23 protein-coding genes, 1 tRNA gene and 1 riboswitch are annotated in these 21,350 nt (G+C 42.0%); of the genes, 15 read left to right on the forward strand and 9 right to left on the reverse strand.

Translation table 11 applies throughout. The features are described 5' to 3' along the window. The first annotated feature begins 38 nt into the window (after positions 1–38). The 6 genes from HCK02_RS04095 to HCK02_RS04120 all read left to right on the forward strand — a co-directional run bounded on the left by HCK02_RS04095 (position 39) and on the right by HCK02_RS04120 (position 5,754). On the forward strand, positions 39–683 hold the full coding sequence (locus tag HCK02_RS04095; protein WP_167628853.1) for a histidine phosphatase family protein: 645 nt from the start codon (positions 39–41) through the stop codon (positions 681–683). Between the two features lie 106 nt (positions 684–789). Then, entirely contained in the window at positions 790–1,389 is a 600-nt protein-coding gene (locus HCK02_RS04100; protein WP_167628854.1) for a MarR family winged helix-turn-helix transcriptional regulator, read from the forward strand. 182 nt (positions 1,390–1,571) lie between these two features. Further along, positions 1,572–2,963: a M24 family metallopeptidase gene (locus HCK02_RS04105; protein WP_208970437.1), complete on the forward strand. Its 1,392-nt coding sequence runs from the start codon at positions 1,572–1,574 to the stop codon at positions 2,961–2,963. A 133-nt stretch (positions 2,964–3,096) separates the two neighbouring features. Then, a complete protein-coding gene (locus tag HCK02_RS04110; protein ID WP_167628855.1) occupies positions 3,097–4,614 on the forward strand; it encodes a flavocytochrome c in 1,518 nt (505 codons plus the stop codon). Positions 4,615–4,738: 124 nt separating this feature from the next. Beyond that, on the forward strand, positions 4,739–5,368 hold the full coding sequence (locus tag HCK02_RS04115; protein WP_167628856.1) for a nitroreductase family protein: 630 nt from the start codon (positions 4,739–4,741) through the stop codon (positions 5,366–5,368). Positions 5,369–5,388: 20 nt separating this feature from the next. Further along, positions 5,389–5,754 carry a DUF1304 domain-containing protein gene (locus HCK02_RS04120; RefSeq protein WP_167628857.1) on the forward strand — a complete coding sequence of 122 codons (366 nt, stop codon included), beginning with the start codon at positions 5,389–5,391 and terminating at the stop codon, positions 5,752–5,754. Between the two features lie 50 nt (positions 5,755–5,804). Here the strand turns inward: HCK02_RS04120 and HCK02_RS04125 are convergent, their stop codons facing one another. Next, a complete protein-coding gene (locus HCK02_RS04125; protein ID WP_167628858.1) occupies positions 5,805–7,241 on the reverse strand; it encodes a glycoside hydrolase family 1 protein in 1,437 nt (478 codons plus the stop codon). Between the two features lie 168 nt (positions 7,242–7,409). On the opposite strand from HCK02_RS04125, the gene HCK02_RS04130 reads away from it, so the two are divergent. Then, positions 7,410–7,835, forward strand: a complete 426-nt coding sequence (locus tag HCK02_RS04130) for a DUF805 domain-containing protein (RefSeq protein WP_167628859.1) — start codon at positions 7,410–7,412, stop codon at positions 7,833–7,835. Positions 7,836–7,878: 43 nt separating this feature from the next. Here the strand turns inward: HCK02_RS04130 and yidA are convergent, their stop codons facing one another. Further along, on the reverse strand, positions 7,879–8,691 hold the full coding sequence (yidA, locus tag HCK02_RS04135; RefSeq protein WP_167628860.1) for a sugar-phosphatase: 813 nt from the start codon (positions 8,689–8,691) through the stop codon (positions 7,879–7,881). Positions 8,692–8,814: 123 nt separating this feature from the next. Here yidA and HCK02_RS04140 point away from each other — a divergent pair, with 123 nt between their 5' ends. Continuing rightward, complete coding sequence (locus HCK02_RS04140; protein ID WP_167628880.1) at positions 8,815–9,330, forward strand: GNAT family N-acetyltransferase; 516 nt, start codon at positions 8,815–8,817, stop codon at positions 9,328–9,330. 28 nt (positions 9,331–9,358) lie between these two features. Beyond that, positions 9,359–9,781 (forward strand): VOC family protein, encoded by a 423-nt coding sequence (locus HCK02_RS04145; RefSeq protein ID WP_167628861.1) that lies wholly within the window; start codon positions 9,359–9,361, stop codon positions 9,779–9,781. 112 nt (positions 9,782–9,893) lie between these two features. Here the strand turns inward: HCK02_RS04145 and HCK02_RS04150 are convergent, their stop codons facing one another. Continuing rightward, the gene (locus HCK02_RS04150) at positions 9,894–10,415 is read right to left on the reverse strand and encodes a PadR family transcriptional regulator (protein ID WP_167628862.1); all 522 of its coding nucleotides are present in this window, start codon (positions 10,413–10,415) and stop codon (positions 9,894–9,896) included. A gap of 147 nt (positions 10,416–10,562) precedes the next feature. On the opposite strand from HCK02_RS04150, the gene HCK02_RS04155 reads away from it, so the two are divergent. From HCK02_RS04155 to nrdG, 3 genes are all read left to right on the forward strand, one after another. Then, the gene (locus tag HCK02_RS04155; RefSeq protein WP_167628863.1) at positions 10,563–11,531 is read left to right on the forward strand and encodes a Gfo/Idh/MocA family protein; all 969 of its coding nucleotides are present in this window, start codon (positions 10,563–10,565) and stop codon (positions 11,529–11,531) included. A 224-nt stretch (positions 11,532–11,755) separates the two neighbouring features. Beyond that, positions 11,756–13,909, forward strand: a complete 2,154-nt coding sequence (gene nrdD, locus HCK02_RS04160; RefSeq protein WP_167628864.1) for an anaerobic ribonucleoside-triphosphate reductase — start codon at positions 11,756–11,758, stop codon at positions 13,907–13,909. Next, on the forward strand, positions 13,902–14,453 hold the full coding sequence (nrdG, locus tag HCK02_RS04165) for an anaerobic ribonucleoside-triphosphate reductase activating protein (RefSeq protein WP_167628865.1): 552 nt from the start codon (positions 13,902–13,904) through the stop codon (positions 14,451–14,453). Before nrdD ends, nrdG begins: the two co-directional genes overlap by 8 nt. A gap of 101 nt (positions 14,454–14,554) precedes the next feature. Here the strand turns inward: nrdG and HCK02_RS04170 are convergent, their stop codons facing one another. Further along, complete coding sequence (locus HCK02_RS04170; RefSeq protein ID WP_167628866.1) at positions 14,555–14,725, reverse strand: hypothetical protein; 171 nt, start codon at positions 14,723–14,725, stop codon at positions 14,555–14,557. Between the two features lie 15 nt (positions 14,726–14,740). Beyond that, positions 14,741–15,262, reverse strand: a complete 522-nt coding sequence (locus tag HCK02_RS04175; RefSeq protein ID WP_167628867.1) for a hypothetical protein — start codon at positions 15,260–15,262, stop codon at positions 14,741–14,743. A 308-nt stretch (positions 15,263–15,570) separates the two neighbouring features. On the opposite strand from HCK02_RS04175, the gene HCK02_RS04180 reads away from it, so the two are divergent. Beyond that, complete coding sequence (locus HCK02_RS04180; RefSeq protein ID WP_167628868.1) at positions 15,571–15,921, forward strand: bacteriocin immunity protein; 351 nt, start codon at positions 15,571–15,573, stop codon at positions 15,919–15,921. Between the two features lie 323 nt (positions 15,922–16,244). Here the strand turns inward: HCK02_RS04180 and HCK02_RS04185 are convergent, their stop codons facing one another. The 4 genes from HCK02_RS04185 to HCK02_RS04200 are packed head-to-tail and all read right to left on the reverse strand — an operon-like array spanning position 16,245 to position 19,559. Continuing rightward, on the reverse strand, positions 16,245–17,024 hold the full coding sequence (locus HCK02_RS04185) for a carbon-nitrogen family hydrolase (protein WP_167628869.1): 780 nt from the start codon (positions 17,022–17,024) through the stop codon (positions 16,245–16,247). A 25-nt stretch (positions 17,025–17,049) separates the two neighbouring features. Next, positions 17,050–17,712, reverse strand: coding sequence for a methionine ABC transporter permease (locus HCK02_RS04190; protein WP_167628870.1), 663 nt, complete (start codon positions 17,710–17,712; stop codon positions 17,050–17,052). Further along, positions 17,712–18,725, reverse strand: a complete 1,014-nt coding sequence (locus HCK02_RS04195; protein WP_167628871.1) for a methionine ABC transporter ATP-binding protein — start codon at positions 18,723–18,725, stop codon at positions 17,712–17,714. The genes HCK02_RS04190 and HCK02_RS04195 overlap by 1 nt, the downstream gene beginning before the upstream one ends. A gap of 12 nt (positions 18,726–18,737) precedes the next feature. Beyond that, positions 18,738–19,559: a MetQ/NlpA family ABC transporter substrate-binding protein gene (locus tag HCK02_RS04200; protein ID WP_167628872.1), complete on the reverse strand. Its 822-nt coding sequence runs from the start codon at positions 19,557–19,559 to the stop codon at positions 18,738–18,740. Positions 19,560–19,646: 87 nt separating this feature from the next. Continuing rightward, a riboswitch (SAM riboswitch) is annotated at positions 19,647–19,762 on the reverse strand. Between the two features lie 145 nt (positions 19,763–19,907). Here HCK02_RS04200 and HCK02_RS04205 point away from each other — a divergent pair. Together HCK02_RS04205 and HCK02_RS04210 are read left to right on the forward strand one after the other, a co-directional pair. Further along, on the forward strand, positions 19,908–21,104 hold the full coding sequence (locus tag HCK02_RS04205) for a pyridoxal phosphate-dependent aminotransferase (RefSeq protein WP_167628881.1): 1,197 nt from the start codon (positions 19,908–19,910) through the stop codon (positions 21,102–21,104). Between the two features lie 54 nt (positions 21,105–21,158). Further along, positions 21,159–21,231: transfer RNA gene (locus tag HCK02_RS04210), tRNA-Asp, on the forward strand. Positions 21,232–21,350: the final 119 nt, after the last annotated feature.

The raw sequence follows: 21,350 nt of genomic DNA on the forward strand, positions 1-21,350 counted from the left end.
AAATGAAGCGAAATGTTTTTTTCTAGGAGGATTTTTAGTTGGCATCTCAAAGTTTAAGGTTTTATTTTGTGAGACATGGTAAGACGGAGTGGAATTTATCTGGGCAGATGCAAGGCTGGGGCGATTCACCGCTCGTTACAGAGGGGAAAAATGGTGCGATTGCTGTTGGCGAAGCGTTGCAAGATGTCAAGTTTAGAAATGCTTATGTGAGTCCGAGTAAGCGGACGCAGGAAACAGCAAAATATATTATTGGTTCGCGGAAGATTCCTGTTCAGTTGATGGACGATTTTCGAGAAATGGGTTTTGGTTCTTGGGAAGGGGAATATATTAGTGATCTTGATGTGCGTTTTAAAGAAGCGCGCACGGAAATGCTTACTAGCCCAGCAACTTTTGATGCCAAGGAAAATGGCGGAGAAACGTTTTATGAATTAGAGGAGCGCGTTTTACGTGGCGTCGAAACGATTATTCAGCAGGAGAAAAAAGGTGGGAATGTCTTGATTGTTTCACATGGCATGGCACTGACGCTGCTTTTATACGTGCTTTCTGGTGGCAAAATGAGTGACCATAGAACGAAAGGGACACGAATTCTTAATACGAGTATTAGTGTTGTCGAATATCAAGATGGCAAGTTCCATATTTTAGATTTGAATAATACGAATCATTTGGATTCAGTTCGGGTTTAAGAAGGTATCGGAAGGTACCTTTCTTTTTTTGTTGACATTTTAATCAGGTACCTTTATAATGTTTTTTGTAAGGTACCTTTCTATTAAATTCATTGGAGGAATCATAATGGAAAATCAAGATTTAATGAAACAATTTTTGAAGCTCGACAAACTGATGCACCGCTATCAAGGAATACGCATGCAGCAATTTGGTCCGATGGGAAATCCTTATCGTGGTCAAGGTCGTGTTCTGGCACTTCTTAAGATGCAGCCTGAAATTACGCAAAAAAAATTAGGCTTTTTACTCGATATGAGAACACAGTCGCTTGGGGAGTTGCTTTCTAAACTCGAAAAACAAGAACTTATTACACGCGAACCATCTGAAGCGGATCGTCGTGTGATGAATGTTAAACTAACGGAAAGCGGCAAAGCACGTGCGGAAGAAATTGGACAAAACGATCAACAATCGGGTGAGTTGTTTGATTGCCTTTCAGACGAGGAAAAAGAACAACTCGCGGAATTATTGAATAAAGTCTCTAGTCATCTTGAAAGCTTGCATCAAGAACAAATGCAAAATTTTGCAGGATTTGATGGACCAGATAGAGAAATGCCGTTTGGATTTGGCGGTAGAATGGATCCGTCCAAAGCAGATTTGCGTGATTGGAAACACATGCACCGTAGACATCATCATTTCGGATTTGGTGGATTCCCTGGAGATTTTGAATGATCTTAATAAGGAACTAAGTTAAAAAAGCAGCGAAACAAGAGGATTTCTCATTGTTTCGCTGCTTTTTGTTTGGAAATAGCTTATAATGAGGATATGGATAAGGTGTAAGTAGATTTTGATTGCACGTATCTCTTTTTTTATAGCAAACTAATTATTATAATCGATCAAATAAGGAGAAAATCATGCCAATAAAGGAAGTTGTTTTAAAGCAAGTAAAAGAACCAGCAACTTTTCAAAATGTCGCGCCGACTTTTTTAACGGATGACACGATGAATAAAAGGAAGAGTCAATTGCTAAAGCGGATGAAAGAAGAGTCTTTTGATACGCTTGTGATTTATGCAGATAAAGAACACAGCAGTAATTTTGAATATTTAACAGGTTTTATCCCGCGGTTTGAAGAAGGTTTATTAGTCGTGGAAAGCTCAGGAAGTTGCACGGCAATTTTAGGAAACGAAAACTTGAAATTAGCTCCTTTTTCGCGCACGCCAGTTGAACTCATTCATAGTCCGCTTTTCTCGCTTCCAAATCAGCCAATGGATAATGATGAAACACTAGAAGCTATTTTTGAAAAGCTAGGTTTCGCTAAGAAAAATAAAATTGGAATTGTCGGTTGGAAGATGTTCACAACGAAAGCAAGTGATTCGAGTAAGTTGTTTGATGTGCCACATTTTATCGTTCAAGCGCTCATGAATACAAAGTCAGCCCAAGCTGAAATGTATAATGCGGCTTATCTTATGATTGGTGAAGACGGGGTACGTACGGTAAACAATGCTAACGAAATTGCTCACTACGAATATGGTGCCAATTTGGCTTCTCGCTGTATGTTAAATGCGATGAATCAAGTTGAAATTGGGAAAAAAGAATCGGAACTTGGAGCGGCTTTATCGGCTGAAGGGCAATATCACTCGGTTGTGACAATTGTGGCTACTGGAAAACGTTTCGAAATGGCGAATATTTATCCGACGCATAAACAAGTACAATTAGCTGATCCGCTTTCTCTGACGGTAGGCTATAAAGGCGGTTTATCCAGTCGGAGCGGTTTTGTCATCAAAGAAGAAAAACAACTGCCGGAGAACCAAAAGGATTATTTGGATAGAGTTGCGAAGCCTTATTTTCGTGCGGTAGTGAGTTGGCTAGAGGAGATCAAGATTGGGATGAAAGGAAAAGAACTATATCAACTTGTTGAAGAAACTTTTCCCAAAAAAGAGTATCACTGGCATTTAAATCCTGGGCATCTGGTTTCGGATGACGAATGGATGTCATCGCCGGTTTACAGTGACTCGAGTCAAATTTTGAAAAGCGGTATGATTTTTCAAATTGATATTATCCCATCTGTTGAAGGCTACACGGGCGTCAGTGCCGAAGAATGCGTGGCTCTAGCAGACGAAAGTTTGCAAGAAGTGATCAAGATGGAATATCCGGAACTTTGGGAGAGAATCTCTCTTAGAAAAAGTTATTTGAAGAATGAATTGAATATTGAGCTCAGTCAAGATGTTATTCCACTTTCGAATACAGTGGCTTATATGCGACCGTTCTTTCTTGCTAAAGACTTGGCTTTTCAAGTGGGAAAATGACGTGAAATAAACCGGATAAGATAACTTGTCCGGTTTGTTTAGTGGGAAAATAAGTTTATGTAAAATGATATGTGAAAAATGTAACAATCATGTTATACTAAAAAAGGGAAAATTGAAAAACGGAGGGAACGTCATGAAAAAGAAATGGTTAGTTGCGCTTAGTTTGATTTTGACGATAATTCTAGTAATTGCTGGTTGTGGGTCAAATGCTGACAAAGCAAAAGAAAAAAAGGTGAATAAGTCTGAGAAAACGGAAGCAAATTCAGGTGCATCGGAAGCAAGCTATACGGAGCTTAGTAAGTTAAAGGAAAAATATGATATTATCATCATCGGAGCTGGCGGCGCCGGAATGACTGCGGCCCTTGAAGCTAAAGAAAAGGGCATGAAGCCGGTAATTTTTGAAAAAATGCCTGTTGCAGGTGGGAATACGTCCAAAGCTTCTTCCGGGATGAATGCGTCTGAAACGAAATTTCAAAAGGAACAAGGAATTAAAGACAGCAACGATCTTTTTTATGAAGAAACACTTGCAGGTGGACACGGAACGAATGATAAAGCGATGCTACGCTACTTTGTCGATCATTCTGCAAGCGCCATTGATTGGTTAGATGGGAAAGGAATTCGTTTAAACAATATCACGATTACAGGTGGAATGAATGAAAAACGGACGCACCGGCCAGAAGACGGATCAGCTGTCGGACAATATCTTGTGGATGGGTTACTGAAAAATGTGAAGGAAGAACAAATTCCAATTTTTGTAAATGCCAATGTGGTTGATATCTTAGAAAAAGATGGCAAGGCAGATGGTGTGAAAGTGCGTTTCAATGATACAAAGGAAAAAACGGTTCACAGTTCAGCGGTTGTTGTGACAACTGGCGGATTTGGTGCGAGCAAGGAAATGATCGAAAAAGCGCGACCGGATCTTAAAAATTATGTCACTACAAACCAAGAAGGAAGTACTGGCGATGGTATTAAGATGATCGAGAAACTTGGTGGAACAACGGTTGATATGGATCAAATTCAAGTGCATCCAACGGTACAACAGGATAAATCTTATTTGATTGGCGAAGCTGTCCGCGGGGAAGGTGCGATCCTTGTTGATAAGGATGGCAAACGGTTTGTAAACGAAATGGATACACGTGACAATGTAACGGCGGCTATCAATAAATTGCAAGACAAATCGGCTTATTTGATTTTTGATGCTGGCGTGAAAGATCGCGTGAAGGCAATCAAACAATATGAAGAAATGGGCGTTGTGAAAAAAGCGGATTCAGTCGATGCGTTAGCAAAAGAAATTGATATGTCAGCTGATACGCTGTCGGCTACTGTGGATACTTGGAACAAGTCGGTGAAAGATAAAAAAGACGCAGCATTTAAGCGAGCAACTGGGATGGATCATGATTTGTCGAAAGCGCCGTTTTATGCAATCAAAATTGGACCAGGGATTCACTATACGATGGGCGGCGTTAAAATCAATACGAATACCGAAGTTCTTAATAAGGATGGAAAGCCGATTCCGGGCTTGTTCGCAGCTGGAGAAGTAACAGGTGGCTTACACGGTGAAAACCGAATTGGTGGTAACTCGGTTGCGGAAATTATTATTTTTGGTCGTCAAGCGGGTGTGAAATCTGCTGAGTTTGTAGAGAAAAATTAAGTGAAGTAAGGGAGACCTCTTTTTCTTGCGGGAAGAAGGGGTTTTTGTTTTAGGCATATTAGTTGAAAGTTTTGGTCATTTATTCGTATACTTAAAACAATTTTGAAAGAAAGAAGTGTGTGTAATGCGTAAAAACAATAATTTTGAAGAAATTTTAACGGGAAGACGCTCTGTGCGTGTTTATGATGAGAAAGTGAAGATTTCTAAGCAAGAAATGAAGCAAATCCTTGAAGAAACAGTGCGTGCCCCATCTTCAGTTAACATGCAGCCTTGGCGCTTTGTGATTGTGGAAAGCGATGAAGCGAAGGAAAAGCTTCGACCATTAGTTCGCTTTAATACGCGCCAAAATGATACTTCCGCGGCGATGATTTTGATTTTTGGTGATTTAGAATGTTACGTTTATGGAGAAGAAATTTACAATCAGGCTTTTCAAGCGGGAAAAATCCCTGAGCAAATTAAAAATGAACAGCTAGAAACGATCATTCCGCTTTATGAGAGCCTTAGTAAAGAAGAAATGAGTCGCATTGTATCGATTGATGGAAGCCTTGCTGCGATGCAACTTATGCTTGTTGCACGCTCTTATGGCTACGATACAAATCCAATTGGTGGTTTTGAGCTCGACCGGCTAGCTGAAACTTTCGGGATGGATAAGAAGCGCTATCTTCCTGTCATGATTTTGTCCATTGGCAAAATGAAAGAGCCGGGTTATGAATCGGTTCGTTTGCCAATTGACAAAGTGGCTGAGTGGAAATAAACAGGAAAAGAGGAGAACGGATGTCGCTTATTTCGAGCATACTTTGCGTAATTGTCGCATTGGAGCACTTTTATATTTTTTACCTAGAAACGGTGGTGCCGGCTTCTACAAAAACAGCGAAGACTTTTCAACTACCACTTAGCTTTACGAAAGACAAGATGGTTCAAACACTCTTTAAAAATCAAGGAGTTTACAATGGGCTGTTTGGAATCGGCTTACTATATGCCACTTTTGTATCAGAAAATGGCTTTGAAATTGCTACATTGTTCATTTGCTTTGTGATTATTGCTGCGCTTTATGGCAGTATCACAAGTTCGGCTTCCATTTTGGTTAAACAAGGCGGGCCGGCAATTTTAGCGCTACTCAGTTTGATCATTTTCCATTAAAGTTAAAGCCGCAAGCTGCTTAATCAGCAACTTGCGGCTTTTTTTAAGGTTTAAAGCTCAGCTCCGTTTGTTTCAATCACATCTTTATACCAGTAGTAACTCTTCTTAGGAATCCGAGTCATCGGATCCTCATCGGAAATGTCGCGGTCAATATAAACAAAGCCATAGCGTTTTTGATAGCCATTTAGCCAGCTAAGAAGGTCCGTGAAGCTCCACGTGCAGTATCCGATCACCTCGGTACCATCACTGATGGCATCGCGGATAGCGCTCACGTGGCTTGCCAGATAATCAATGCGGTAATCATCATTTACCTCACCGTTTTCAAGCTTATCAAATTCGCCTAGCCCATTTTCCGTGATCAAAACAGGCAAATCGTAGCGACTCGTGATGCGGCGAAGCGCAATTTGAAGGCCTTTCGGATCGATTGTCCAATCCCAGTTCGTCGTTGAAACAAATGGATTGACGACCTTTTTATAAACTCCTTCGACGCCAGTTTCCTTGGCGGTTCCTTTTTTACCAGTATTGTTAATTTCATTGCTCATCCCAACCCCATCAAGCGGATTGTAGGCAACCGTTGCCGATTGATAATAATTCACGCCCATAAAATCAGGTTTGGCACGTTTTAAAAGTTCCATATCCCCAGGTTTGATCTCAGGAGAGAGACCGTTTTCTTCCAAGTAGTGCATCACAGCGCGCGGATAGCGGCCGTATGCGTAGACGTCCATCCAGAAGTAACTGTTTAATTCCTCGGCGTCATCAGCAGCTTGGACGTTTTTCGGATCGGTATCAATTGGGTAATGCGGTGTGTAGGCGAAACTCGGTCCGATTTTCCCATCTGGAACAAGCTCGTGAAAGGCTTCAATCACGCTTGCGTTTGCCAAATTGGCGATATGATTGACAGCATACATCCGCTTCATGTCAGCAACCTTAGGCGGGTGTAAAGCTTGGCCGTAGCCCATCCCGACGAAAATATTTTGCTCATTCAAGGACACCCAGTATTTCACGCGGTCACCGTAACGCTTGAACAAGGTTTTTGCGTAACGCGTAAAGTCAGCAATCACTTCGCGTGACTCCCAGCCCCCATATTCATCAAAAAGAGCTTGTGGGATATCCCAGTGATAAATCGTTACGAGCGGTTCAATGTTATATTTCAGCAGTTCGTTGATCAAATTATCGTAAAATGCGAGCCCCGCTTCGTTTACTTCTCCTTTTCCTTGTGGGAAAATCCGCGACCAAGCAATCGAAAAACGATAGGCTTTCAGTCCCATATCGGCCATGAGTTTGACGTCTTCTTTGTAGCGATGATAGTGGTCAACCGCTACATTTCCAGTCGTTCCTTTATAAGTAGCCCCGGGAATCCGAACGTATTCGTCCCAGACAGAAGCTCCTTTGCCGTCTTCGTTCCATGCGCCCTCAATTTGATAAGCCGCTGATGCGGAACCCCATAAGAAATTAGCCGGGAACCGCTGGCGAGTCTTGTGTTCCATAATTATCCCTCCTGCATCTACATTCTTCCTAAAAAATTGAACATCTTTCTTTTAAAGTATAGCCTTTTTCGCGCGGAATGAAAAGTAATAATTCACAAATTCGTCACACATAGCTCATGACTTTTGGTGTATAATCAGGAGAATCTTGTATGAAGGGAGACTGTTATTTTGGGTTTTTTAGAAGCTTATAAATCTTTTTGGCGAAATTACGCTAATTTTTCGGGGCGTGCATCACGGTCTGAATACTGGTTCGCCACTTTGTGGAATGGGATTATTACGATGGCTTATTACATAATAACGCTAGTTTTTGGACTTTCTACAGCTCTTGCTTTTGCATCAACAGGTGGGTCTGAGGCATCAAACCTTGTTGCGCTTGGCCCAATTCTATTTATTGGACTTATTTTCTGGCTTTATGCAATTGCCATCATTGTTCCATCTGTGAGCTTACTAGTTCGCCGAATTCGAGACACAGGAAGAAGTCCGTGGATGATCTTTCTTGGTTTCATTCCACTTGTGGGTCCGATTATTCTTTTTGTATTTACACTGTTACCAAGTGAGTATGCAGATTTTGATGCCGATCCATATGGCTATTAAGAAAAAAACGAACGTGCCGCTCGGCACGTTCGCTTTTTCATGATTATTTCTCAAAAATAAATTTATCAAATGCGACAGCCACGCCATCTTGATTGTTACTTGCCGTGACAAAATCTGCAATTTCTTTTAGTTTCGGAATGGCATTTCCCATCGCAACCGCTGTTCCGGCATATTCAAGCATCGTAGTATCATTTTCGTGGTCGCCAATACACATGACTTCATCTCGCTTAATATGAAGAAGTTCAGCGAGTTGGTGTACAGCATTTCCTTTGCTTGCATCGCGATTCAACACTTCAAGGTAAAAAGGAGCGCTTCTCACTAGGTGATATTTATCATAAAAATCAGCAGGGAGTTTTTCGATGCCCGCTTCAAGGATTTCCGCTTCATCAATCATCATGGCTTTCGAAACTTTGAAGTCATCTGGAACATTTTCAATTTCTTCATAGATCAATTGGCTGTTCGTCAAGTAAGCTTCGACAACCGTATATTTGCCGATATAGCGGTTTGGCGTATAAAGTGCGGATTCATCGAAAAAGTGCATGTGAAGCCCAGCTTTTTCTGCTGCATCTGCAACTTCAACCAAGTCTCCTTTTGTCAAAGTGAGGTGTGAAACCACTTCTTTACTGAAAGTATCCTGAACGAGAGCGCCGTTAAAGCTGATAACATAATCGCCTTCCTCGCGAAGTTTCAGTTCGGATAAATACTGCTCCACGCCGACAAGCGGACGTCCAGTACAAAGAACCACTTTCACGCCGCGCGCTTTTGCTTTTTGGATCGCTTCATTCACTTTTGGTGAAACCTCATGATGGTCGTTTAAGAGTGTACCGTCGATATCAATTGCTACTAATTTAATCATTTCATGCGTCCTCCATCTATATTTCATACGTGTTCAGTATAGCACAGTTGGGATGAGGATTGAAACTTGGATGAAAATATGGCAAACTGGTCTGGAGAGAATCTTTTAGAAGAGAGTGAAACGATGAAGAAAAGTTATCACGTGAAATTTTTAACGAATAAGCCAGAAGACATTGATCTTGCAGAAGCGGTATGCAAGAAATGCGAGGATTACTACAAACTTGAGAAGGGGCGGGCGGCGACGCGTGAAGATGCGGCAGCTATCATTTTGGAACTCCCTGAAGGCAAGACGCGCTATGATAAATTTGTGATGGCCATTTTAGATGAAGCAAATACGCCAATTGGGCTGATTGATGTCGTTGCAGACTATCCAAAAACCGGGGAATGGATCATTGGACTCTTGCTTCTTGTGCCAGAAGCGCGAAGCGGCGGGATGGGACGTGTTCTCCACGAAGTCATCCGCGAATGGGCGCAAGATAGCGGAGCGGATTCACTTCGGGTTGGCGTACTCAAATCGAATGGAACTGCGGCTGGATTTTGGAGCCATCTTGGCTACGAGCACCAGGGGGACAAAACCATCCAAGTTGGCGGACGTGAAAACGAGGTAGAGGTTCTAACACGCAAAATCGACAAGGCTTAATGGAAGTTTCTTGCTAGGAGGTGATTTTATGAAAGCACGTGTGACGGTTTTGACGCTTGGGGTGGCTGACCTTGAGCGGGCGGTGGCATTTTATCGCGACGGATTGAAGTGGCAGACGGAAGGAATCATCGGGCAAGAGTTCGAACACGGGGCGGTAGCTTTTTTTGATTTGGAATCGGGAATGAAGCTTGCGCTCTGGAAGCGAGAGAATATTGCACATGATACGGGTCTTTCAGCTGGGCAGCCAAATCAGACGGAACTCACGCTTGGACATAATGTTTCTAGTAAGCTTGAAGTAGATCAAGTGATGCAAGAAGCGAAAAGTGCTGGGGCTACGATTGTTAAGGCAGCTCACGATACATTTTGGGGCGGCTACTCAGGCTATTTTCAAGATCTGGATGGGCATTTGTGGGAAGTCGTTTGGAATCCCGAATGGTCGATTGAAAATTAAATTTTACTTGCAAGTGAAAAAGCCAACGCGTAATCCTCCAATTAGGATTACGCGTTGGCTTTTCTTGATTAGTTAGCAAAAAATTGTTCGATATCATAAGTAACTTGTGGCTTTACTCATCGTTTTGAATTTTTTGATACAAGCTTGTAAGCCACTCTAAATCAATGGTAAGGTGCTGGATAGCATTTTGCGTAATGTAGGCGGTGATGCTACCTTCTGGATATTTATTTTCTTCAAGACTTTGATGTAGTTCTTTTTCAATTCTTTGGCGGCGCTCATCTAACAGCTGGAGTAGATGTTCTTTTTCAGCATAATTGAAAAAGAGTAGCGCTGGGTAAATCAATTTGAACGAATGAACATCTTTTTTGAGAACTTTTTCTAATTCTTTTTCGATTTGTGCCCGCCCAGCTTCCGTAATTTGATAAATCGTTTTGGTTGGTGTTTTTTCGTTTTCAACCACTTCGGAAACTTCCACAAACCCGCCTTTTTCAAGCGATTCGAAAGCATAATAGATCTTGGCATCACTGATTTGGAAGAGATAATCCCATTTGTAACGTTTTAAAAAGCGTTTGATGTCATATGGATGCACATTGTGTTGATCTAAAACGCCTAAAATGACAAGTTTTAATGACATACTGAACCCCCATCTTCGATTTTTACCTTTACTATAGCATTGTTTGGAAGCGAATTCGAATGATAAGAAAAGTATATACTTTTTGACATCAGTTTCAGGAAAACATATAATAAATACCATAGAAGGCAAGAGGAAAGGGTGTCACTTATGAGTAATTTGAATTGGGCTATTGTTGGACCGGGCGGAATCGCTCACCAATTTGCGGATGCAATGACAAAAGAAGGTCGCTCGGTTTATGCGGTTGGGGCGAGAAATAAAGAAAAAGGCGAGGCATTTGCCAAGGAATATGGCATTGGGCTTGTTTATGATGACTTTGATGCACTTTTTGCGGATGAGAATATTGATGCGGTTTATATCTCAACGCCGCATTCGAATCATTATGAATATATGATGAAGGTGGTACAAAATGGCAAGCATATCTTGGTCGAGAAGGCGATTACGGTGAGTTCCCGTGAACTCGAGGCGGTTCTCCAAGTTTCTCGCGAGAAAAAGGTTGTGGTTATGGAAGCGATGACGATTTTCCACATGCCGCTTTACGCGAAACTCAAGGAAATAGCGGTCGAAAAGAAGCTTGGTGCTTTAAAAATGATTCAAGTTTCCTTTGGGAGTGCGAAACCGAATGATCCAAGTAATCGCTTTTTCAGCATGGATCTTGCGGGCGGCGCGCTGCTTGATATTGGGACTTATGCGCTCTCGTTTGCGCGCTATTTCTTGAGTGAGAAGCCTACTGAAGTGCTTTCGACGGCGAAGAAATATGAAACGGGTGTGGATGAACAATCCGGTATTTTACTGCGAAATGCGCAGGATGAAATGGCGACTATCAGCTTGACTTTCCGGGCAAAAATGCCAAAACGTGGGATTGTGGCTTATGAAAATGGCTTTTTGACGGTAGACGATTTTCCTCGTGCGGACCGGGCAATGTTGACTTATACAAATGGGGAGTCGGAAGAAATTACCGCTGGAGATACCGCTTCGGCACTGCAATATGAAATTCGTGATATGGAAAAAAATATCGCAAACGGTGAAAATCCGCTTAGTGAATTGACGGAAGATGTTGTTGAAATCATGACAAAAGTGCGGGCAGATTGGGGTATTGAATTTCCATTTGAAAAGTAAAGACGCGTGAAAAGCTGATTTTTCCATTTTTTAATGGAAGGTCAGCTTTTTTTAATTTGTTCTTGCAATTTTTGATGCAAGGGACAAAAGAAGCTTTTTTTAAATTTGTTTTTAGGAACGAAAGACCTAATTTTGTGAATGTGCACACTATCACTTTTCATTTAACGATATATTGTGCTATATTAATTAAGCAGATACCATATATAGAAAATGGGGGAGTGATCATGTATAGCGAACAAATAACGGATCAACAGGTTGTGAAGCGAGACGGTCGGAAAGTAACCTTTGATTTGATTAAAATCCGCAATGCTGTTGAAGCATCGATGAAAAGCATTCAAGTAGAGGACGATATCTTTTTGGAGAATGTGATCGTTTCAATTGTGAATAGTTTACCAAGTGAAGCGGAACTGACGATTGATACGATTCAAGAAACGGTAGAAAATGTTTTGATGAAATCGAGCTATCCAAGTGTCGCGAGAAGTTACATAGAATACCGTCATGATCGTGACGCGAAACGTGCGAATTTGACGGATATGACGAAAAGTGTGCAAAAACTGCTTGAAAAAGACGAAGCGGTCGTAAACGAAAATGCTAATAAAGACGCAACGGTTTTCAATACGCAGCGAGATCTCACTGCAGGTGCCGTAGCGAAAAGTTATGCGTTAAAATATATGCTCCCAAAACACGTTGCGAATGCTCACTTAAAAGGGGATATTCACTTTCACGATCTTGATTATAGCCCGTATCACGCGATGACAAATTGTTGTTTGATTGATATCCGTGGAATGCTTCAAAATGGCTTTACAATTGGGAATGCCAATGTGGAAAGTCCGAAATCAATTCAAACGGCAACGGCTCAAATCGCTCAAATTATTGCAAATGTGGCAAGTTCACAATATGGCGGTTGCTCGGTCGACCGAATTGACGAAATTCTTTCGGATTATGCCAAATTGAACTATGCGAAGCATGAAAAGGAAGCAGCGGATTGGGTTGTCCCAGAGAAACAACAGGAATACGCGGAAAGCCGAACGAAAAAAGATATTTATGATGCGATGCAAAGCTTGGAATATGAAATCAACACGCTTTATACGAGCAACGGTCAAACGCCTTTCGTGACACTTGGATTCGGACTTGGCGAGGATTGGTTTGCGCGTGAAATCCAAAAAGCGATCTTGAATGTACGAATTGGCGGGGTAGGAAAAGATAAGCATACGGCGATTTTTCCAAAACTAGTATTCTCACTAAAACGGGGCACGAATTTAGAAAAACAGGATCCAAACTACGATATTAAACAATTAGCGCTTGCTTGTTCAGCGAAACGGATGTATCCGGATGTGCTGAGCTATGATACACTCACTCGGTTAACGGGAGATTTTAAAGTGCCGATGGGATGCCGCTCGTTTTTACCTGCGTGGAAAGACGAGGAAACAGGCGAGAATGTAAATGCTGGCAGGAACAATTTAGGCGTCGTAACGTTAAACGTACCGCGGATTGCTTTACAAAGCCGAGGAGATCAAGCCAAGTTCTGGGAAATTTTCCACGAAAGAATGAAGACCGTGAAAGATGCGCTATTATTCCGTTTGAATCGCGTTCGTGAAGCGCAGCCGGAAAATGCGCCGATCCTTTACAAATATGGGGCATTTGGCAAGCGTCTTGAAGACGGGGAAAGCGTCGACCAACTGTTTAACCACAACCGTTCTACGATTTCAATTGGATACATTGGCCTGTATGAAGCGGCGACAGTTTTCTATGGCGGCGAATGGGAGCAAAATGTTGAAGCCAAAACCTTCACTCTTGATATTGTTAAAGCTCTTAAAAAATACGCGGATAGCTGGAAAGAGGAGTATGGCTATTGGTTTAGTGTGTATTCGACCCCGAGCGAGAGTTTGACTGACCGATTTAATCGGCTGGATAAAGAGAAATTCGGCATTGTGAAGGACATTACGGACAAAGAATACTATCAAAATTCTTTCCACTACGATGTTCGAAAGAAAATTACACCGTTCGAAAAAATCGACTTTGAAAAAGAGTATCCAGAATACTGTTCAGGCGGTTTCATCCATTACTGCGAGTATCCGAAGCTCATGCACAACACAAAGGCGCTTGAAGCTGTGTGGGACTATGCGTACGACCGGGTAGCCTATCTCGGCACGAATACTCCGATTGACAAGTGTTACGAATGTGGATTTGAAGGAGAGTTTTCGCCGACAGAAGAAGGATTCAAGTGCCCACATTGCGGCAACACCGATCCAGAAAAAGCCGATGTCGTAAAACGAACTTGTGGCTATCTAGGCAACCCAATGAAGCGTCCGATGGTTCACGGTCGTCATGTTGAAATTTCGAAACGCGTGAAGCACATGGAGCTTCGAGATGAATAATCCAGCTCCAAAAGAATGGCAATCGAGTCGCTTGAGTTGCGGTTATATTGCCGATTACAAGCCATTTAATTTTGTGGACGGGGAAGGCGTGCGTTGCAGTTTGTATGTGTCTGGCTGCCCGTTCCACTGTGAAGGTTGTTACAATAAAGCGGCGCAGTCCTTCAAGTACGGCGAACCTTTCACAGACGAGCTACTTGCCAAAATCGTTGCGGACGTTGGCCACGAAAGCGTGCAAGGACTCACGCTTCTAGGCGGCGAACCATTTTTAAACACAGAGACTTGTCTTATAGTCGTCAAGAAACTCCGGGAAGTCTATGGCAATTCGAAAGATATTTGGTCTTGGACGGGCTACACGTTCGAGGAAATGCTACAAGAAACAGAAGACAAATTGGAGTTGCTATCGCTGATTGATGTACTTGTTGACGGCAGATTTGAGCAGTCGCTATTTGATCCAAACTTGGCATTTCGAGGTTCAAGCAACCAGCGGATTATTGATGTAAAACAAACACTTAAAGCTGGAGAAGTTGTACTATATCTAGAATAGAAAGTTTCAGAAAACCGATTTTCCTCTTTGCTAGAGAGAAAAATCGGTTTTTTTGGCAAATAAAAAGCGCTGTTTTGATTTGTCAGCACTTTTTAACGAAATTATTTTTTCTTTTTAAAAGCAATAACTAGCAAAATAAGAGACGCGATAACCAAACTAAAAATCCCGATTTGTGTCATGATAATGGATTGAGTTAAACTACCAAAGATGGACAGTAGAGTGGCCATCACGATAACAATGATTAGAATTAATTGCCATTTTTGAATATGCATAAAATCACTTCATCCTTATTGTTTGCCTTTTCCTACTAATCTAAATCCTTTAAATTTCAACCAAATGCCATTGTTCATATAACCTGAACTTATACTCCAGATTGCGGAAACAACAGATAAAGCTAAAGGCATCGCGATTCCTCCACTAAAAATTGTTAAAATCGCGGCTGCACCTAATCCACCGTTCCCTATTGCTTTAGCTAATGAGGCACTAAGATAAACATAGGTATATCCTTTCTTTTTAACAATTTTAGATACACCGTTTTTTCTTAACATTGAAGCTCTCAATAGATCTGGGGGAACATTTTGTCCATTATTTCTCAGGCGTTGCACGGCTTGACTATCAGATACAGAATAAGTTTTAGTGGTACGCCCTTGCTCTACTTCCTGTTGGATACTGATAAACGAGAGTTGGCTTTTGGAAGCAGTTGTGTTTTGTTTGTTAGCATACGCAGTCATTGAGGGAGTGAGAGGTGTTAAAACAAGTGTTGCTATCATGACAGGTGTGAAAAATTTTCTTAGTTGGCTTTTCTTCATTTTTCTTCAACTCCTTTATTAAATTAAGGTATTATATCATAAAAAATTAAGACGAAACCAAAAATGTAATGAAATGTCGATTTTTTGTAATAAATGATGAATTTTAAGAAGTTTCATATGATATTTGTATTACCGTCAGAAAATATTGTTCATTGAAGAATACTAGAAAGCGGAGAAGCCTATACTCTGATATGTTAGAATAAACAGAAAATAATGGAGAGGATGAAGAAGTTATTACCAGTAGTATGAACGATGATTGTAGTCTCATTAGTAGGTGAAATAGAAACAGAAAGTGTTAGTGATTACATATGAGTGACATAACAAAAAGTAAAGAGCTTATTCATGATTTATATAACAAATTATCAAACCGGTCTGATCCCAGTAATGAGCTATTAGATATATTGGATGTTTTATATCAAGTATATCTGAAAATTGATACTGTAAATAACCCCGAAGCTTATGTTCAGCGATTGGTTAATTATATCTATAGTGTTGGTCTCAAAGGGCGCCTTTATTTTCCGGAAGATGAAAATAGTTTGATTGCAGAACTTGGGATTATCGGTCAGAAAGCTGGTTTGAACGGCTTGTACAAAGCTAATTACGGGGATAAATCTCAATTTTATAGTTATTTTGATGAGAATAAGAAGCCTAGAAGTTAAAGAAATGATCTATTCAAAATAAAAAAACAGATATAGCTTGGAGGAGGCGTTTAGAGATGGAATTGGTAAGCTTTGATTTTTTTATGGGTATCGGTGGTGTTACCGTTTTATTTGCAACAACTTTTATTCATGAGTTAGGACACCTCTTTTTTGGTTACTTGGTTGGGAATCATTTTCGCACTTCTCCCAATGAAGTTTGGAACTTACAAGTCAGATGGCTATCAAACTTATCATCTTTTCTTGAAAAAAGAATCCCTTTGAAGTTAAAGAAGAACCCCGCCGATTCACGAATCGGCGGGGTTCTTGCGGTATCCACATTTTTCTTAATAAAGTTCCGGACGTCTATCCTCGAAAACGGGAATGCGGCCGCGGACTTTTTTTATTTCACTGAGGTCAATTGTTGTGTAGAAATTGCCTTCGGACCCATCTGCTTGAAGCAAAATTTTACCACTTGGATCCACAACGAGCGAATGTCCGCCAAATTCATTTTTTGGATCCTTTCCGACACGGTTTACTGCCACTACAAATGCTTGATTTTCAATGGCACGCGCCACAGCTAGCTTCTCCCAGTCATGGATGCGTTCGCTTGGCCATTCGGCTGCAATGAAGAGAACTTCGGCGCCGCGCGTGGTATGTGCGCGGAACCATTCTGGAAAGCGTAAGTCGTAGCAAATGAAACCAGCCACTTTGGCATCGTTTAGTAAAAACAAATTCGTGTCGTTTCCTGCCTCGAGAAAAAGGTGTTCGTCCATCAATTGGAAAAGATGCACCTTTTTGTAGCTCGAAAGAAAGTCGCCGTGCGCATCGAAAGCGTACATGACGTTCGCGAATTTGCCATCGTTTTTCACGGAAACGGAACCGCCAACGATGTTTAGCAAATGTTCGGCCGCAATTTCAGATAAAAATCGTTTCGTACGTTCGCCGTGGCTGTCGGCAAGGCTGCCAAGTTCGGTTAAGGCGTACCCGGTGTTCCACATTTCTGGTAAGACGGCAACTGTTGCTCCCTTTTCTGCTGCCTCAGCAAGCGCTCGCCGAACCTTCTTGAAATTCGCCTCAGGCTCCCCGAACTCGATATCAATTTGGCAAAGTGCAATTTTCCACATGTAATGAATTCCCCCAGTTTGTAGGCTAATCTTTTTTTAAACGTCGTGCTAATACATTGCCAAAGGATTGCAGGAGTTGCACCATAATAATCAAAATCACAATGGTCGCGTACATCACGGTTGGTTCGAAACGCTGGAACCCGTATTGATAAGCAATCGTTCCAAGTCCGCCAGCTCCAACAAGTCCTGCCATCGCCGTCGCGCCAATCAAACCGATCGTCGCAATCGTCATTCCAAGAATAATTCCTGATCGAGCTTCACGAATAATGACGTGCCAAATGATTTTGGTGGTCGAAATCCCCATCGCCTGGTAAGCTTCAATCACACCGCGATCCACTTCAAGTAAAGCAGATTCCATTAGTCGCGCAATATACGGCGCTGTGAAAAATACCAGTGGCAAAATAACACCCTTAACGCCAATTGTAGTGCCAACGACGAGTTTTGTAAATGGCAGAATCAAAAAAAGTAAAATGATAAACGGCAGGGAACGCAAGATGTTAATCACCCAATTGAGTAGCGTATAAACGACTTTGTTCTCCGCTTGTCCGCCAGAACGCATTAAAATGAGTAGAATCCCAAGCGGCAGCCCAATCACAATCGCGATCACAAGTGTGATCGCAGTCATTTCTAGTGTTTCGAGAAACCCTGTCCAAAGAGTTTCACCCCATTCAGAAAAAAAGTTTGCCATCAGGAAGCCACCTCCCGAACAGTAACGCCTTTTTCAATTAAAAATTGAATCGCATTGTTATAAGCTTCTTCTTCGCCTTTTAAGTGAACGAGTAGCTTTCCAAGGGTATCATTTTTTAAGTTTTCAATGCCGCCTGCAAGAATGCTCGGCAAAACGTCAAAATGACGAGATACGAGTGCAAGGGCGGGCTCATCCGCGCTTTGCCCAACGAAATACAGTGAGACGAGCTTTCCAGTTTGCTTATAGTGCTCAAGCAGTTCAGGCGGAATCTCGAAGCTCGCTTCTGAACCAACGAAACGTTTTGTGGTTTCCTTTTTCGGATTTGTGAAAATATCTAAGACAGAACCAGCTTCAACGATTCTTCCTTGCTCCATCACAGCGACGCGATCACAAATTCGTTCGATCACTTCGAGTTCGTGGGTAATGAGAAAAATTGTGATGCCGAGTGTTTTATTGATTTCAAGCAAGAGTTTTAAAATTGAATCCGTCGTTTCAGGATCCAAGGCGCTCGTTGCTTCATCGCTCAAAAGAATCTCCGGTTCGTGTGCGAGCGCTCTAGCGATGGCAACGCGTTGTTTTTGTCCCCCGGAAAGTTGAGCAGGATAATGTTCTTTTTTATCTGTTAGCCCAACAATTTCTAAATATTTTTCCACGCGTTCGTGAATGAGTTTGCTTTCTAAGCCTTCAAGTTTCAGCGGAATTGCTACATTTTCATAAACAGTCGCTGTTTTTAAAAGGTTGTAACCTTGAAAAATCATTCCAATTTTACGGCGCGCTTCTCGAAGCGCTTTTGCATTCAAATTCGCCAAGTCTTGCCCCGCGATTTTCACGGTGCCAGCAGTTGGTTTTTCAAGGAAATTGATGCAGCGGACAAGCGTGCTTTTCCCAGCGCCACTATAGCCAACAACGCCATAAATTTCACCTTGTTCGACGCGAAGTGAAACCTCTTTAACTGCTTCAACAGTCGTGTCGCCGAGTTTGAAGTTTTTCGATACGTTCGTTAATTCAATCATTCGAATTCCCCCTTAAAACGCCGGAACGACAGAACCGTTAAATTCTTTAGCAATAAAATCCTTCATTTCTTTGGAATGATAGATTTTTTCCAGTTTTTTCACGGCATCATCATTTTTATTGTCTGTGCGGACGACGAAAACATTGGGATAAGGATTGTTTTTCGTTGGCTCATGATAAATCGAATCGTCGTTGATTGTTAAGCCCGCACCCATCGCGAAGTTTGTGTTGATCGCTGCCGCTTTTACTTCTTTTAACTGGGCAGGAATCTGCGAAGCTTCGAGTTCAACGATTTCAAGATCAAGCGGATTTTCAGCTAAATCATTTTTAGTAGCCTTCTCTTCCACGCCTTTCTTGAGTTTCAAAACGCCAGCATCTTCAAATAACTTGAGCGCCCGGTATTCGTTTGAAGGATCATTCGGAACGGCAATTTTATCGCCTTTTTTGAGGTCCTTCAGCGATTTTAATCCGTCTGAATAAATCCCCATCGGAAAGGCAACCGTCTTAAAAGCAATCGAAAGCTTATAGCCTTTGTCTTTTTTCTGCGTTTCTAAAAAGGGAATAGTTTGATAATTATTCGCATCCAAATCCCCATCGTTTAAAGCCGTATTCGGCGTGTTGTAGTCATCAAATGTTTTGATTTCAATATGTATATCTTCTTTTTTAGCGAGTTTTTTAGCTTCCTCAGCGATTTGCTGATGGGGTCCGCCGGTTACACCTAGCGTGACTTTATCAGTTAAACGCACTTCCTCCTTCTCGCCGCCACAAGCCGCGAGTGAAAAGAGAGCAACTCCCGCTAAAATTCCTGTTAAACTTCTTTTTGTCCACTTTTTCATTGTATTTTCCTCCTAAATGGGTATTTTAGGCCATAAAAAAGACTTCTCTAAAAGATTAGAGAAGTGAATGCAAAAGTGGATTCGCTTCTCTTATCTCTCAAACTAACGTCACGTCAGTTTGCTGGAATTAGCACCTTCACTTTTTTAAAAAGTTAGGTTGCCGGGCGTCGCAGGGCCAGTCCCTCAGCCGCTCTTGATAAGAGAATTCAGTTTTAATAAAACCTGTTGCTGAACAGTATACCGAGATTGAAATATTTTGTCAATGGTTTTTAAAATTTTTTATAACCAGACTAGACAAAATTAGCAGAAAACTTTATCATGTTTATCAAACTGAAAGTGGGGATGAAAATGAAACCAGCGAAACGACTTCAAAATTTACCAGAACAATTTTTTTCCAAGCTCGTGCAGGATGTGAATCAAAAAATCAAGGAAGGCGTGGATGTGATCAATTTGGGGCAAGGGAATCCCGATCAACCTACGCCAGATCACATTGTAAAGGCACTTGCTCGTGCTGCGGAAGACCCGCAAAATCACAAGTATTCGTTGTTTCGCGGTAAGCCAGAATTCAAGCGAGCGGCTGCGGATTTTTACCAAAGAGAATACGAGGTGACGCTTGACCCAGAAACGGAAATTGCGATTTTATTTGGCTCGAAGGCGGGACTTGTTGAACTGCCGCTTTGCTTTTTGGATGAAGGTGATTTGATGCTTCTGCCAGATCCGGGCTATCCAGATTATTTATCGGGAATTTCGCTTGCAGATGCACAATTTGAGACGATGCCGCTCCGCGAAGCAAACCAGTTTTTGCCGGATTATCGTGAAATCACGGCGGAAACACGGGAACAAGCGAAGTTAATGTTTTTAAATTACCCCAACAATCCAACAGGGAGCGCGGCAACGAAAGAATTTTTTGCAGAAACGATTCAGTTTGCAAAGGAAAATGAGATCGGCGTCGTGCACGATTTTGCATATGGGGCGATTGGATTCGAAGCGGAGAAGCCGATTAATTTTCTAGCGAGTGAGGGAGCGAAAGACGTTGGGATCGAACTTTACACGCTTTCGAAAACGTATAATATGGCCGGATGGCGCGTCGGTTTTGCGGCAGGAAACCGCGAGATGATTGAGGCAATTAATTTGCTTCAAGACCACCTTTACGTGAGTTTGTTTCCTGCCATTCAAGATGCGGCTTGCGCGGCACTTTTAGATTCCCAAGAAGCGGTGCAAGTCCAAAACGATCGCTACCGGAAACGCCGAGATGCCTTCCTCAGTGCGGCTGCGAAAATTGGATGGCAAGGCTCAGCGCCGGCGGGTTCCTTTTTCGCTTGGATGAAAGTTCCAGCGGGTTATACGAGCAGCAGCTTTGCTCAATACTTGCTTGATGCGGCTGGGGTTGCAGTGGCGGATGGAAGTGGCTTCGGGACGTTTGGCGAGGGCTACGTGCGGATCGGTTTACTTGTGAGTGAGGCGCGGCTTGAAGAAGCGGTGGATCGAATTGGACAACTAGCAGTTTTCCAAAAAGCAGAAGAAAATTTCATAAAAAGTTATTGACGCGATTTCGGAAATGTGGTTTAATTAGTAGGTGCCTGTTTTAAGGTGCTGAAAGGTTCCGTGGTGTAGGGGTTAACATGCCTGCCTGTCACGCAGGAGATCGCGGGTTCAAATCCCGTCGGAACCGTAAAAAAGAGGACGTCAATCCACTGGATTGACGTCCTCTTTTTGTAGCATTTCATTTCGGTTGCGCTGTAATAATTCAGAAAATTTATGGCTTGTGTTATAATGGGTACAGGTGATTCT

Source organism: Listeria valentina (assembly GCF_011800755.1).
GTDB classification, from domain to species: Bacteria; Bacillota; Bacilli; order Lactobacillales; family Listeriaceae; genus Listeria; species Listeria valentina.

Excerpts from the sequence above, each read along its gene's own strand:
- HCK02_RS04100 (WP_167628854.1), top strand. The coding sequence starts at position 790 with ATGGAAAATCAAGATTTAATGAAACAATTTTTGAAGCTCGACAAACTG.
- HCK02_RS04105 (WP_208970437.1), top strand. The coding sequence starts at position 1,572 with ATGCCAATAAAGGAAGTTGTTTTAAAGCAAGTAAAAGAACCAGCAACT.
- HCK02_RS04110 (WP_167628855.1), top strand. The coding sequence starts at position 3,097 with ATGAAAAAGAAATGGTTAGTTGCGCTTAGTTTGATTTTGACGATAATT.
- HCK02_RS04115 (WP_167628856.1), top strand. The coding sequence starts at position 4,739 with ATGCGTAAAAACAATAATTTTGAAGAAATTTTAACGGGAAGACGCTCT.
- HCK02_RS04120 (WP_167628857.1), top strand. The coding sequence starts at position 5,389 with ATGTCGCTTATTTCGAGCATACTTTGCGTAATTGTCGCATTGGAGCAC.
- HCK02_RS04125 (WP_167628858.1), bottom strand. The coding sequence starts at position 7,241 with ATGGAACACAAGACTCGCCAGCGGTTCCCGGCTAATTTCTTATGGGGT.
- yidA (WP_167628860.1), bottom strand. The coding sequence starts at position 8,691 with ATGATTAAATTAGTAGCAATTGATATCGACGGTACACTCTTAAACGAC.
- HCK02_RS04140 (WP_167628880.1), top strand. The coding sequence starts at position 8,815 with ATGAAGAAAAGTTATCACGTGAAATTTTTAACGAATAAGCCAGAAGAC.
- HCK02_RS04145 (WP_167628861.1), top strand. The coding sequence starts at position 9,359 with ATGAAAGCACGTGTGACGGTTTTGACGCTTGGGGTGGCTGACCTTGAG.
- HCK02_RS04150 (WP_167628862.1), bottom strand. The coding sequence starts at position 10,415 with ATGTCATTAAAACTTGTCATTTTAGGCGTTTTAGATCAACACAATGTG.
- HCK02_RS04155 (WP_167628863.1), top strand. The coding sequence starts at position 10,563 with ATGAGTAATTTGAATTGGGCTATTGTTGGACCGGGCGGAATCGCTCAC.
- nrdD (WP_167628864.1), top strand. The coding sequence starts at position 11,756 with ATGTATAGCGAACAAATAACGGATCAACAGGTTGTGAAGCGAGACGGT.
- nrdG (WP_167628865.1), top strand. The coding sequence starts at position 13,902 with ATGAATAATCCAGCTCCAAAAGAATGGCAATCGAGTCGCTTGAGTTGC.
- HCK02_RS04170 (WP_167628866.1), bottom strand. The coding sequence starts at position 14,725 with ATGCATATTCAAAAATGGCAATTAATTCTAATCATTGTTATCGTGATG.
- HCK02_RS04175 (WP_167628867.1), bottom strand. The coding sequence starts at position 15,262 with ATGAAGAAAAGCCAACTAAGAAAATTTTTCACACCTGTCATGATAGCA.
- HCK02_RS04180 (WP_167628868.1), top strand. The coding sequence starts at position 15,571 with ATGAGTGACATAACAAAAAGTAAAGAGCTTATTCATGATTTATATAAC.
- HCK02_RS04185 (WP_167628869.1), bottom strand. The coding sequence starts at position 17,024 with ATGTGGAAAATTGCACTTTGCCAAATTGATATCGAGTTCGGGGAGCCT.
- HCK02_RS04190 (WP_167628870.1), bottom strand. The coding sequence starts at position 17,712 with ATGGCAAACTTTTTTTCTGAATGGGGTGAAACTCTTTGGACAGGGTTT.
- HCK02_RS04195 (WP_167628871.1), bottom strand. The coding sequence starts at position 18,725 with ATGATTGAATTAACGAACGTATCGAAAAACTTCAAACTCGGCGACACG.
- HCK02_RS04200 (WP_167628872.1), bottom strand. The coding sequence starts at position 19,559 with ATGAAAAAGTGGACAAAAAGAAGTTTAACAGGAATTTTAGCGGGAGTT.
- HCK02_RS04205 (WP_167628881.1), top strand. The coding sequence starts at position 19,908 with ATGAAACCAGCGAAACGACTTCAAAATTTACCAGAACAATTTTTTTCC.